At 55.6% G+C, this 11,740-nt stretch carries 12 protein-coding genes and 1 tRNA gene; all 13 read left to right on the top strand.

What is annotated here, in order from left to right:
• Positions 1-3: 3 nt before the first annotated feature.
• The 13 genes from DWY03_RS05800 to DWY03_RS05740 all read left to right on the top strand — a co-directional run bounded on the left by DWY03_RS05800 (position 4) and on the right by DWY03_RS05740 (position 11,562).
• Positions 4-324: a PTS lactose/cellobiose transporter subunit IIA gene (locus DWY03_RS05800; protein WP_117655171.1), complete on the top strand. Its 321-nt coding sequence runs from the start codon at positions 4-6 to the stop codon at positions 322-324.
• A 63-nt stretch (positions 325-387) separates the two neighbouring features.
• Entirely contained in the window at positions 388-696 is a 309-nt protein-coding gene (locus DWY03_RS05795) for a PTS sugar transporter subunit IIB (RefSeq protein WP_117655170.1), read from the top strand.
• A 96-nt stretch (positions 697-792) separates the two neighbouring features.
• On the top strand, positions 793-2,103 hold the full coding sequence (locus DWY03_RS05790; RefSeq protein ID WP_117655169.1) for a PTS sugar transporter subunit IIC: 1,311 nt from the start codon (positions 793-795) through the stop codon (positions 2,101-2,103).
• A 97-nt stretch (positions 2,104-2,200) separates the two neighbouring features.
• Positions 2,201-3,664 carry a glycoside hydrolase family 1 protein gene (locus DWY03_RS05785; RefSeq protein ID WP_117655168.1) on the top strand — a complete coding sequence of 488 codons (1,464 nt, stop codon included), beginning with the start codon at positions 2,201-2,203 and terminating at the stop codon, positions 3,662-3,664.
• Between the two features lie 66 nt (positions 3,665-3,730).
• A complete protein-coding gene (locus tag DWY03_RS05780) occupies positions 3,731-5,164 on the top strand; it encodes a glycoside hydrolase family 1 protein (RefSeq protein WP_117736935.1) in 1,434 nt (477 codons plus the stop codon).
• The gene (locus DWY03_RS05775) at positions 5,164-6,084 is read left to right on the top strand and encodes an AEC family transporter (RefSeq protein ID WP_117655166.1); all 921 of its coding nucleotides are present in this window, start codon (positions 5,164-5,166) and stop codon (positions 6,082-6,084) included. Before DWY03_RS05780 ends, DWY03_RS05775 begins: the two co-directional genes overlap by 1 nt.
• A gap of 187 nt (positions 6,085-6,271) precedes the next feature.
• A complete protein-coding gene (gene fba / locus DWY03_RS05770; protein ID WP_117840144.1) occupies positions 6,272-7,138 on the top strand; it encodes a class II fructose-1,6-bisphosphate aldolase in 867 nt (288 codons plus the stop codon).
• A 351-nt stretch (positions 7,139-7,489) separates the two neighbouring features.
• Positions 7,490-8,923, top strand: a complete 1,434-nt coding sequence (locus DWY03_RS05765; RefSeq protein WP_117840143.1) for a transglutaminase-like domain-containing protein — start codon at positions 7,490-7,492, stop codon at positions 8,921-8,923.
• Between the two features lie 39 nt (positions 8,924-8,962).
• Positions 8,963-9,049, top strand: a tRNA-Leu gene (locus tag DWY03_RS05760).
• Between the two features lie 432 nt (positions 9,050-9,481).
• Entirely contained in the window at positions 9,482-10,051 is a 570-nt protein-coding gene (gene infC, locus DWY03_RS05755) for a translation initiation factor IF-3 (protein ID WP_006234423.1), read from the top strand.
• Positions 10,052-10,083: 32 nt separating this feature from the next.
• Complete coding sequence (rpmI, locus tag DWY03_RS05750) at positions 10,084-10,275, top strand: 50S ribosomal protein L35 (protein ID WP_006234422.1); 192 nt, start codon at positions 10,084-10,086, stop codon at positions 10,273-10,275.
• A gap of 46 nt (positions 10,276-10,321) precedes the next feature.
• The gene (gene rplT, locus DWY03_RS05745; RefSeq protein WP_006234421.1) at positions 10,322-10,681 is read left to right on the top strand and encodes a 50S ribosomal protein L20; all 360 of its coding nucleotides are present in this window, start codon (positions 10,322-10,324) and stop codon (positions 10,679-10,681) included.
• 272 nt (positions 10,682-10,953) lie between these two features.
• Positions 10,954-11,562, top strand: a complete 609-nt coding sequence (locus DWY03_RS05740; RefSeq protein WP_117840142.1) for a helix-turn-helix transcriptional regulator — start codon at positions 10,954-10,956, stop codon at positions 11,560-11,562.
• The last annotated feature ends 178 nt before the right edge of the window (positions 11,563-11,740 follow it).

The following is an 11,740-nucleotide window of genomic DNA, read 5'->3' as shown; positions in this document are numbered from 1 at the left end:
CCGATGGACGAGAGCAAATATGAAAATGCCCTTCAAATCATCCTGCATGCGGGCAACGCCAAGTCCGCCGCGCTCATGGCAATCGACGCCGCCCATGATGGCGATTTCGAAGAGGCCGAGAAACAGCTCGCCGAGGCGCAGTCCGAGATGAGCGCTGCCCACAAGATGCAGTTCGAGCTCACTCAGGCTGAAGCGAACGGCAATACCGTCGATATCAACATCATCTTGATCCATGCCGAAGACCATCTGACGATGGCCATCATGGCGAGTGATTTTGCCGAGCGCTTTATCGAGCTTTATCGCGATAAGTACGAGGGCAAGTAGCCCTAAAATACCGAGTTTGGTCAATCGGGCGCCCAAGATGAGCGCTTTTGAAAGGAGTCCGTTATGAACATCATGTTGGCTTGCTGTGCTGGTATGAGCACCTCGCTCGTTGTGAGCAAGATGGAGGAGGCCGCTAAGGCCCAGGGCAAGGATGATTACAAGATTTGGGCCGTCGAGCAAGGCCAGGTTGCCGAGGAACTCGGAAACTTTGACGTTTTGCTGCTTGGCCCGCAGGTCCGCCATCTTCAGCGCAAGCTCACCAAAGTCGTTGACGGCAAAGCTCCCGTTGCCGTAATCGATCCGGTTGCCTACGGCAGCTGCGATGGCGCCAAGGTCCTCAAGCAGGCGGAGGACCTGGTCGCCAAGGCATAAGGGCTCAATAGCCCAAAATCGCCGCTGTGCGACTAGCACTCGACAGCGGTCTACATCCGAAAGCACGTCATTAACTTTCGAAAGCAGGTACATCATATGGCTTTCTCCGAGAAATTCGAAGATGTGATGATGGTTGTCGCAGAAAAAGTAGGCGACAACGTATATCTCTCCGCAATTAAGGATGCCTTTACCGCGTTTATGCCCTTCGTTATCGTGGGTTCTATGGGCACGCTGCTCAAGACGTTGGTCTCTTCCACCACGACGGGGCTTGCACAATGGGTGCCCGCGCTCGCGGGGCTTGAGCCGGCATTTTCCGCTATCAACTACTGCACCATGTCCTTCATGACGGTGCCCATCACCTTCCTGATTGGCCTTTACCTGGCCCGTGCCAAGAAGGCTCCGGAGTATCCGACGGCGCTCGTCTCCGTGGCGGCCTACATCTCCATGATTTGCACCTCCATCAAGGTCGACGGTGCCGGCACGGCTCTCGAGGCTCCGGTGTCTGGTCTTCTTACCACTCAGATGGGCGCTCAGGGTCTTTTTGTCGGCATGATCACGGCCGTTGTGTTCGGTTCGCTTTTCTGCTGGCTCTCTAAGATCGACCAGATCAAGATCAAGATGCCTCCTTCGGTTCCCTCTGGTATCTCCCAGTCCTTCAACGTTATGATCCCGGTCTTTATTGTCCTCGTCGTGAGCGCTATCTTCGGCCTTGGCTTCCAGGCCCTTACCGGCTCCTATATCAACGATTGGATCTACGGCCTTATGCAGGCTCCGCTCGAGGCGGCCTTCAAGACTCCGGCTGGCGTTGTCATCATCGTTGTCGTGTCCCAGCTCTTCTGGGTTCTCGGTATCCATGGCGGTCTCATTGTTTCCCCGGTGCGCAACCCCATGTTCAATGCTGCAATCGCCGCCAACACCGCCGCCCTTGCCGCTGGCACCATGCCCGATTCTCCGTTCACCATGGGTTTTTGGAACTGCTTCGTTGCTCCCGGTGGCGCCGGTATGACCCTCTGCCTCATCATCGCTATTTTCCTGTGCTCCAAGCGCGATGAGGAAAAGGCTATCGCCAAGCTCGGTTTCCTGCCTGGCATCTGCGGCATCTCCGAGCCCGTCGTCTTCGGTATCCCTCTGGTCTTGAACCCGATCTACGCGATTCCGTTTGCCTTTGGTTCCGGTATCTGCGTCGCCATCGCCATGTTCGCCACCTCTATCGGCTTCCTTCCCTGCAACACCGTTGACGTGCCCTTTGGTGTGCCCATCCTGCTTAATGCCTTTGTTGGCCATGGCTGGCAGGGTGTTGTGGTCCAGGTCGTCGAGCTCGTCGTGGGCGTCCTTATCTGGATCCCCTTCGTCCTCGCCAACAGCAAGCTGGCCAAGAAGGAGCAGGAAGAGGCTGCTCAGGCCTAATGGCTACACCTATCGGCTGTCCGATAATATGCCTGTAACTTCGAGGGGCGCGGTGCACGGGAGCGCCGTGCCCCTCTTTTTAACTAAGGAGATAACTATGAGCTACGTGTTCCCCGAAGGCTTTTTGTGGGGCGGTGCCACTGCCGCCAACCAGTGCGAGGGTGCTTGGGATGTGGATGGCAAGGGCCTTTCGGTCGCCGACTGCACCACCTATAAGCCCAAGGTCGACAAAAAGGACTACGCGGCCCTTCACGGCATCACTGACGAACAGATCAAGGAGGCCGAGGCTTCGACCGATATCCACGTGTACCCCAAGCGTCACGGCATCGACTTCTTTCATCGCTACAAGGAGGACATTGCGCTTTTCCAGGAGATGGGCTTCAAGACGCTGCGCGTATCCATCCAGTGGACTCGCCTGTTCCCCACGGGTACAGAGGAAGAGCCGCTCCAGGCCGGCATCGACTACTACCGCGACCTGTTCCGCACCATGAAGGATGCGGGCATTGAGCCACTTGTGACGCTTCACCACTACGAGATGCCGCTCTATTTGGCAAACCACTACGATGGTTGGGGCAAGCGCGAAGTCATCGACTTCTTCTTGCGCTTCTGCGAAGTCTGCTTCCGCGAGTTTGGAAAGTACGTTACCTATTGGCTCACATTCAATGAGATCGACTCTGTGTTCCGCCACCCCTGGACCACGATCGGCGTTTGCACCGAGCGTTATCCCGAGGATAAGCGCGAGGAGCTTATCTACCAGTGCGTGCACAATCAGTTTGTGGCGAGCGCCCTTGCCACCAAGATGCTGCACGAGATGGTTCCCGGTGCTCAGATGGGCTGCATGGTCACGCGCACCCTCACCTATCCCGAGAACTGCAATCCCAAAAACATGCTGCTTGCGCAGAAGGACAACCGCGATAACTACTTCTATAGCGATGTCCAGGTACTTGGCGAGTATCCGCAGCATGTGCTCAACTATTGGAAGCGCAAGGGCATCCACGTCGAGTTCGGCATGGGTGACGAGGCCATTCTCAAGCAGTATCCGGTCGACTTCGTCTCGTTTTCTTATTACATGTCGATGGTTGACTCCATTGATGCGGACAAGCGCGAGAAAGTCGGAGGAAACCTTGCTACCGGCGTCAAGAACCCCTTCCTGCCCATTTCTGACTGGGGTTGGCAGGTCGACCCCGATGGCCTCACCTACGCGTTGATCGATATGCAGGACCGCTACCATAAGCCGCTCTTTATCGTCGAGAACGGTCTTGGCGCCTACGATAAGGTCAACGAAGACGGCACGATTGACGATGACTATCGCATCGACTACTTCCGTGAGCACATTAAGGCCATCGGCGCTGCTATCGAGGAAGGTGTCGACGTGATGGGCTATACCCCGTGGGGGTGCATCGACCTGGTCTCGATGTCGACGTGCGAAATGGACAAACGGTACGGCTTTATCTATGTTGACCTCGACAATGAGGGCAACGGTACCTATGCACGCTCTAAGAAGAAGAGCTTCGATTGGTACCAGAAGGTTATCGCCACCAACGGTGCTGACCTCGACTAGCTTTCATTCAACAAGTGTGAGGGCCGTCGCGATGACGGCCCGTTTCCTATAGAAAAGAGGACGACCATGGGTGTTTTTCCAAAAGACTTTCTTTGGGGCGGCGCGACTGCTGCCAATCAGTTCGAGGGAGCCTGGGACGTAGACGGCAAGGGTCCGAGTTGCATGGATATGGCCACTAACGGCAACCATCACCACCCGCGCGAGATCACGCCCGAGCTCGACCCCAACAAGCTCTATCCCTGTCACGATGGTGTCGATTTCTACCATCACTACAAAGAGGACATCGCCTTGCTCGCCGAGATGGGATTCAAGGTCTTTCGTTTCTCGATGAACTGGCCTCGCGTCTTCCCAACGGGATTCGAAGATGAGCCCAACGCGGCTGGCCTTGCGTTTTACGATTGCGTGATGGACGAGTGCCATAAGTACGGCATCGAACCGCTCGTGACGCTGAGTCATTACGAGATGCCTTTTGCCATGTGCCAGAAAGTCGATGGCTGGGCTTCGCGCGAGGCTATTGACTGCTACGTGAAGTATGCCAAGACCGTCATGGAGCATTTCAAGGGCAAGTGTCGCTACTGGCTCACGTTCAACGAGATCAATTGCGGCATGATGTCCCTTGGCAACTACATGAGTCTCGGCATTCTGAATCCGGGCTCCTTTGACCTTCGCCATCAGAAAGATGACCCGCAGAAGCGTTTGCAGGCGCTGCACCATCAGTTTGTCGCAAGTGCTCTTGCGGTCAAGGCGGGGCACGAGATCGACCCCGACAACAAGATGGGTTGTATGATTGCCTACATGCTGGCCTATCCGCTCACGCCCAATCCTGCGGACGTCGAGCTTGCCCGCGAGCGTAACCAGTATCGCAACTACTACTGTTCAGATGTCCAAGTGCGCGGCGAGTACCCCTACTTTGCCCAGCGCATCTGGGACGAGGAGGGCGTGACGCTCGATATCACCGACGAGGACCGTAAGATTCTCAAAGAGGGTACGGTCGATTTCTATACGCACAGCTACTATCAGAGCCAGTGCGCAAGCACTGACCCTGCCGAGGAGACGAGCGGTAACCTTCTCGGGGGCGCCAAGAATCCTTACCTCAAGGAGACTGCATGGGAGTGGCCAATCGACCCTATGGGTCTGCGTATCATGCTCAACCAGGTGTACGAGCGCTATCAAATTCCCATTATGGTGGTTGAGAACGGCCTCGGCTGCTGCGACGAGGTCAATCCGGATGGATCCATCGACGACGACTATCGTATCGAGTACTTGCGCGATCACATCAAGGCCATGGCCGAGGCCATCAAGGATGGTGTTGAGGTCTGGGGCTACACGCCTTGGGGCTGCATCGACCTGGTGAGCAATGCCGATGGAGAGATGGCCAAGCGCTACGGGTTTGTTTATGTCGATAAGCACGATGACGGCACCGGTACTATGGAGCGCTCGCGTAAAAAGAGCTTCTACTGGTACAAGAAGGTTATTGAGACCAACGGCGAGGAGCTGTAATGGGAGGAGCGGTTGCCGCGCTTATCAGTCAGATCGTCATCATGTTTATCCTGATGGCGATCGGCTATTTTCTCTACCGCATGAAGATTATCGACCGCAAGGGCACGAGCCAGATGGCCAATGTGGTCATCTATGTGGCGTATCCCTGCATTACGCTGAGAACCCTTATGGTCGACTTCGAACCCAACATGATCCGCGACGCGGGATTTTGCTTTGTGCTTACCGTTGTGGTCACACTAATTTCGATTCCGCTCACGCGTCTGTTTTTTAAAAAGGAGGATGGTGTCGCCCGTTACGGTGCCATCTTCTCCAACAGCGGCTTTATCGGGGTTCCCATTGTTATGGGCGTGTTCGGGTCCGAGTACGTCTTCTACCTCTCCATCGGAGTCTCATGCCTCACGTTTTTCATTTGGACGTATGGCGTATGGTTGGTTTCGGGTGATAAGAGCCAGATGTCCTTTAAGAACTGCATTACTAACCCCAATCTCATCATGATCTTGATTGGTCTTGTTTGCTTTTTCTTTTCAATCCATCCGCCCGCGTTGATGGCGACGATTCTCGATGACCTGGGTGCGCTCAATACGGGCCTTGTGATGCTTGTGCTTGGTGCCTATTTGGCGCAGAGCGATATGCGCGCTGTCGTTACGAGCAAAAAGGCCTATCTCGTTAGCTTGGTGAGACTCGTCATCATCCCGGCGATCGTTGTTGGCATATTGGCGCTCTTCCCGTGGATTGATGCCAAGGTTCGCCTCACGATGCTTATCGCTCTCGGTGCACCTGTCGCATCGTTCGCGGCCATCTTGTCCGAGAAATACGGCGGCAACTATAAGTTTGGAATCGGTTTGGTGACGCTGTCCACGATTCTGTCGCTCGTCGCCATGCCCATCATGCTTGAGCTCGCGTCTTTGGTGATCGTATAGCTGGTTGGTATTTGGGGGGTTGACAATAACGTCAACCCCCCAAACTCGTCAACGGCCGTTCTGAGGCGGCAGGCGGTATAAAAAATCGCTAAAGTACCCATATTCGTGAACAAACGAACGTTTATCTTGGGTATGCCGTGGTAAAATCTCAGGCGTTATCGGAGCAACCTTACAGGAGGTTTCTTTTATGCTCGTCAACGCAGCAGACATGCTCAAGAAGGCCGAGGCCGGCAAGTACGCTCTCGGTGCCTTCAACACCAACAACCTCGAGTGGACCCTGGCTATTCTCCAGGCCGCCGAGGAGGCCAAGTCTCCGCTGATCCTTCAGTGCACCGCTGGTGCCGCTAAGTGGATGGGCGGTTTCAAGGTCTGCGCCGACATGGTCAAGGCTGCCGTCGAGGCCACGGGCGTTACCGTTCCCGTCGCCCTTCACCTCGATCACGGTTCTTACGAGGACTGCTTCAAGTGCATCGAGGCCGGCTTCACGTCCATCATGTATGACGGCTCTCACGAGGAGACCTTCCAGCTTAACCTCGACCGCACCAAGGAGCTCGTTGAGCTTGCCCACTCCAAGGGCATGTCCATCGAGGCCGAGGTTGGCGGCATCGGCGGCACCGAGGACGGCGTGACCTCCAGCGGCGAGCTCGCTGATCCTGCTGAGTGCAAGCAGATCGCTGACCTGGGCGTCGACTTCCTCGCCTGCGGCATCGGCAACATCCACGGCGTGTATCCCGCCGACTGGGCTGGCCTTTCCTTCGAGCGTCTGGGCGAGATCAAGGCTCAGACCGGCGACCTGCCCCTCGTCCTGCACGGTGGCACCGGCATCCCCGAGGATCAGATCAAGAAGGCCATTTCCCTGGGCATCTCCAAGATCAACGTCAACACCGACCTGCAGCTCGTCTTCGCCAAGGGCGTCCGCGAGTACATCGAGGCTGGCAAGGATCAGCAGGGCAAGGGCTTTGACCCCCGCAAGCTCCTCAAGCCTGGTCGCGACAACATCGTTGCCCGCACCAAGGAGCTCATGGAGGAGTTTGGCTCCGTCAACAAGGCGTAAGCGTCGCTAAACTTCCCGCCGGAAGCCCCGTCCCCCTACACTGTTTCCTTTGCGCTCACCTGGCTTTGCCAGAAGTCGCGCCAAGAAAACAGCTCCGGGGGACGGGGCTTCCTTCGTTTAACGCCGCAGGGTTACGAGTCTGAATTAAGATGGCTACTGGCTTTGCCAGAAGTCGCGCGACGGAATCAGCTCCGGGGAAACGGGGCCTCCTTTGTTAACTTGCTACAGGGTTACTGGTCTGATTTTAGTTATATGGTTACCGTTCAGCGGTGTTGATGGCTCCCTTGTTGGGGCTTTCTTTTTATCTCGCTACAATGGGCTTCAAGCGTTCTAGTGACTTGGAGTTTTGGTATGGCTGTTATTAATGTGCTGCCTTCGGATGGGAAGGTTATTGACGAGGGTCCTGTTGGCTGCTCTGTTGATGTTTGCAGTGATGATTTTCGCCATCTCGATATTGGACTGCCACCCGAGATTCTTCGTCTTAAGGATGCCGGGTATTTGACGCAGGCTGTTGCTGCCTGCGATCGCCTTTTGGAGCAGAACCCTGAGCCTTCGCTGGCTGCTTGTGTTCGTGCAGAGCGGTATCGCATGCTCGAGACGCCGCTTCATTTTTCGGTGTCGCGTGATCGGGCCATTGCGATGATTCGCGAGGAGTGGCCTGAGTTTACCGAGGAGCAGTTTGACGATCTGATTGACCGTAAGCGTATTGACTGGCGCTTTATCGATGGCGAGCTGTTCGTTCTCGACAACTTCCTCGATTCGCTTCGCGTATATCCCAAAGAGGTTCCCGGCATGCGTCCCGATCCTACGGACGGAATTGCACTGCGCAACGAGATGCTCAAGGAGATGGAGTCGCAAAACGGATTGGCTCGCGTCATTACGCTTAAAGCGTCTGTGTCTGTCCCCGGCGCTCTAGAGGGGGAGACCGTTCGCGCTTGGCTTCCCGTTGCCGCCACCTGCCGCCAGCAGTCTCGGGTCGAGATTCTCGACATGACGCCGGAGGGTGCTGTTGCTCCCGCGAACGCTTCGGCACGTACCGCCTCGTGGTCTTCTTCGAGTGAACGCTCATTCTCGGTGACCTATCGTTATCACATCGATGCTGCTTATTGTGATGTCTACGGTGGCACACTTCCGGTTCATCCGCGTATGGACGCGCCTCTGCCCGAGGATATTTCCGAGGACCGTCCGCACATTGCATTCACGCCGTATCTGCTGCAGCTGACGGCCGGTGTTGTTGACGGACTCGAGGATCCGCTCGATCGCGCCCGTGCTATCTATGATTACCTGACGCAGCATATCGACTATCGCTATCAGCCGCCGTACTTGCTTTTGGGATCTATTGCCGATGACTGCGCGCATTCGCTCCGCGGCGATTGCGGCGTTATGGCGCTCACGTTTATCACCATGTGCCGTATCGCGGGCGTGCCCGCCCGTTGGCAGAGCGGCCTGTACGTTGCGCCCGATTCGGTGGGGTCGCACGACTGGGCAGAGTTCTATACGCCGCAGACCGGTTGGCTCAACGCCGATGTGTCATTTGGATCTTCTGCTCGCAGGATGGGGGAGGAGTGGCGCCGCCGTCACTACTTTGGCAATCTCGACCCGTGGCGTATGGTGGCCAACAATCGATTCCAGGCAGAGTTTGAGCCCTCTTTCGACGGCATGCGCGAGGACCCTTACGATAACCAGATGGGTGAGGCTTCGGTCGGCGGTCGCGGATGCCGTCAGCGTGAGATGCTCCGCACGGTCGAACTCATCGAAATGCTCGAAGTTCCATTTTCGGACTAATCGGTAGAAAGCTGTGATAAACTAACTCACGCATTACGTGCCCGAGTGGCGGAATTGGCAGACGCAGTGGACTCAAAATCCACCGTTGGCAACAACGTGCGAGTTCGAGTCTCGCCTCGGGCACCATACATGCAAGTGAGCGTTCGAGGGGGTCAAGGCCCCCTTTTTCGTGCCGAACTCGCGTGAGCGCGCGGAGCGTTAGGCAAACAGGCCTGTGGCCTGTTTGTAGCGGAGCGTGGCGAGGGCGCCGTGCGCCCGAAGCCCGGGGCTTCGCGAAGCGAAGGCCCTTCGAGTCTCGCCTCGGGCACCATACATGCAAGTGAGCGTTCAAGGGGGTTGCGGCCCCCTTTTTCGTGTACGTAATGTGATAACGCGCTGCGCGTGTTATTATCCAGAAGGCGTTGTTACCGCAATGCCCTAAAGAGGAACCCGAGGGTTCCCACCTTTTGGCGCCAATGAGCAGCTGACTGGTCATACAACTTAGATTCACTTCCTCAAATCGAGGATGTCTATGTGTACGACCTGGTTGCTGAGAAGCGCCGGGTTATTTTTTTATGAATGGAGGTAGGGAAAATAGCTAAGTCTGATGACACCCGCATCAACGACGAGATCACTGCATCTTCGTGCCGTTTGATTGGCGTCGATGGCTCTCAGCTCGGCCTGTTCGCCATCCGCGATGCCCAGCGCGTCGCCGACGATCAGGGTCTCGACCTGGTCGAGATCGCTCCCAACGCGGAGCCGCCGGTCTGCAAGGTCATGGACTACGGTAAGTTCAAGTACCAGCAGGCCATGAAGGCCAAGGCTGCTCGTAAGAACCAGTCCAAGGTCGAGGTCAAGGAAATGAAGTTCCGACCCAAGATTGACGTTGGCGACTACGAGACCAAGAAGGGCCACGTTCTGCGTTTCCTCAAGAAGGGCGCACGCGTTAAGATCACCATCATGTTCCGCGGCCGTGAGATGGCTCACCCGGAGCAGGGCCTTAACGTTCTCGAGCGTCTCGCCGAGGATCTCAAGCCTTACGCTACGGTCGAGTCCAAGCCTAAGATGGAAGGCCGTAACATGCTTATGCTGCTCGCCCCGATTAAGGGCGCCTTCGATGAGGATAAAGCGGCAAGCGATACCAAGTAACTAGTGTTCTGTAACCGATTAAGGAGTATTTCATGCCTAAGATGAAGTCCCACAGCGGCACCAAGAAGCGTTTCCGCAAGACTGGTACCGGCAAGCTTATGCGCGCCAAGGCTTTCAAGAGCCACATCCTGAGCAAGAAGTCCACCAAGCGTAAGCGTGGCTTCCGTCAGGAGACCGAGATCGCCGCTGCCGACCGCAAGGTCATCAAGTCGCGTCTCGCCTAAGTTCGCGTTCCCGTTTTTCGTTTAACCGTCTAGGAGTTGATAGAACATGGCACGTATTAAGCGCGCTGTTGCCGCCAAGAAGAAGCGCCGTACCGTTATGCACCGTGCGAAGGGTTACTACGGTGCCGCTTCGCGTACTTACAAGCATGCTAAAGAGCAGGTCCAGCACTCCCTGCAGTATCAGTATCGTGATCGCCGCAACAAGAAGCGCGAGATCCGTTCTCTCTGGATCACTCGTATCAACGCTGCTGCTCGCCTGAACGACATCTCTTACTCTCAGTTCATGCACGGCTTGAAGGTTGCCGGCATCGAGCTCGACCGCAAGGTCCTGGCTCAGATGGCTTACGAGGACATCGAGTCCTTCAACGAGCTGGCTACCATCGCCAAGAAGGCTCTCGAGGCTTAATTGCTTCTTGCATCTTAAAGGGGCGCTTCCAATCCGGAAGCGCCCCTTTTTGATTGATTAGGGATGTGATCGATTTGGGACGTAGCCAAACCGATCAATTCGATAGCGTCCGAGTTGCAAGAAAGAGCAGGTAGCGTATGTGTCAAAGATTTTTGACACTCTAATCTGCGCTCAGCCATCCTTATGGGTTTGATTTTGGGATTACGCTTTGCTTGCCGGCTTCTGTTGTGTAGCCGCCCAATAAGAGTTGAAATGCATTCGAAGGGAACGCCATGCGGCTGCCAAAACGCCTTAAACAGTATCGACTCGATGCTGGTTTGTCCCAGGAGGATCTTGCAAGGCGCATTTTTGTAACACGTCAGACCATCAGTAATTGGGAGCGCGGTAAAACGTACCCCGACATCCAGAGTCTCCTACTGCTGTCTGAACAACTGGATGTAACGATTGACGAGCTTGTTAAAGGCGACATTTCAATAATTAGAGAAAGGGTTGAACGCGATAGGGGCACGCTCTATCGCTTGGGTGCGGGGATGTTGGCTGGGCTTCTTGCGTTTACCGTCTCTATGGCCTGGCTCATGTGGCAACAAAACCACGGGTGGGGGATGGTCCAGTGCGTTCCGACGATGGTGTTGGCAGGCGTCTTTGGTGCTGGCGCAATGTGCTGCGCGCTTGCAGCGGAACATATCAAGAAGAAGAATGATTTGGTGACGTATCAAGAGATATCCGACTTCTTGGACGGAAAGAAGGCGGACAGCGAAGAGACGAGGACGGGCTGGGCTTATGAGCATCCACAGCTTGCGAATGCCATCAAGTTTGCCGCAGCGGCTCTTATTGGACTAATCGTTTTTGAACTCATTAACGCTGCTATGTCCCATTTCTAATGGGTATACAGCCATTAATGCGGCCGAAGCTTAACCGTTGGAAAACCGAAGGGCCGCTCTAATAGGGGAGCCGCGGCCCTGTTCTTTCTAGGCTCTCACAGAGAGGGCCCCATTCTCATTTGTGTAGGAAATGTGTGCACCCAGATTCCCGCCCCCGGCGCCCCTCCGGTCTGGCAAT

Source organism: Collinsella sp. AF23-2 (assembly GCF_003459245.1).
Lineage (GTDB): Bacteria > Actinomycetota > Coriobacteriia > Coriobacteriales > Coriobacteriaceae > Collinsella.
The sequence above is the reverse complement of the archived record's forward strand: the minus strand, read 5'-3'. Positions and strand labels throughout refer to the sequence as shown.

What these genes read in the sequence shown, in the direction of transcription:
- DWY03_RS05775 (WP_117655166.1), top strand. Translation starts at nt 5,164, where the DNA reads ATGGGAGGAGCGGTTGCCGCGCTTATCAGTCAGATCGTCATCATGTTT.
- DWY03_RS05800 (WP_117655171.1), top strand. Translation starts at nt 4, where the DNA reads ATGGACGAGAGCAAATATGAAAATGCCCTTCAAATCATCCTGCATGCG.
- fba (WP_117840144.1), top strand. Translation starts at nt 6,272, where the DNA reads ATGCTCGTCAACGCAGCAGACATGCTCAAGAAGGCCGAGGCCGGCAAG.
- DWY03_RS05785 (WP_117655168.1), top strand. Translation starts at nt 2,201, where the DNA reads ATGAGCTACGTGTTCCCCGAAGGCTTTTTGTGGGGCGGTGCCACTGCC.
- DWY03_RS05765 (WP_117840143.1), top strand. Translation starts at nt 7,490, where the DNA reads ATGGCTGTTATTAATGTGCTGCCTTCGGATGGGAAGGTTATTGACGAG.
- DWY03_RS05740 (WP_117840142.1), top strand. Translation starts at nt 10,954, where the DNA reads ATGCGGCTGCCAAAACGCCTTAAACAGTATCGACTCGATGCTGGTTTG.
- DWY03_RS05790 (WP_117655169.1), top strand. Translation starts at nt 793, where the DNA reads ATGGCTTTCTCCGAGAAATTCGAAGATGTGATGATGGTTGTCGCAGAA.
- infC (WP_006234423.1), top strand. Translation starts at nt 9,482, where the DNA reads ATGGAGGTAGGGAAAATAGCTAAGTCTGATGACACCCGCATCAACGAC.
- rpmI (WP_006234422.1), top strand. Translation starts at nt 10,084, where the DNA reads ATGCCTAAGATGAAGTCCCACAGCGGCACCAAGAAGCGTTTCCGCAAG.
- rplT (WP_006234421.1), top strand. Translation starts at nt 10,322, where the DNA reads ATGGCACGTATTAAGCGCGCTGTTGCCGCCAAGAAGAAGCGCCGTACC.
- DWY03_RS05780 (WP_117736935.1), top strand. Translation starts at nt 3,731, where the DNA reads ATGGGTGTTTTTCCAAAAGACTTTCTTTGGGGCGGCGCGACTGCTGCC.
- DWY03_RS05795 (WP_117655170.1), top strand. Translation starts at nt 388, where the DNA reads ATGAACATCATGTTGGCTTGCTGTGCTGGTATGAGCACCTCGCTCGTT.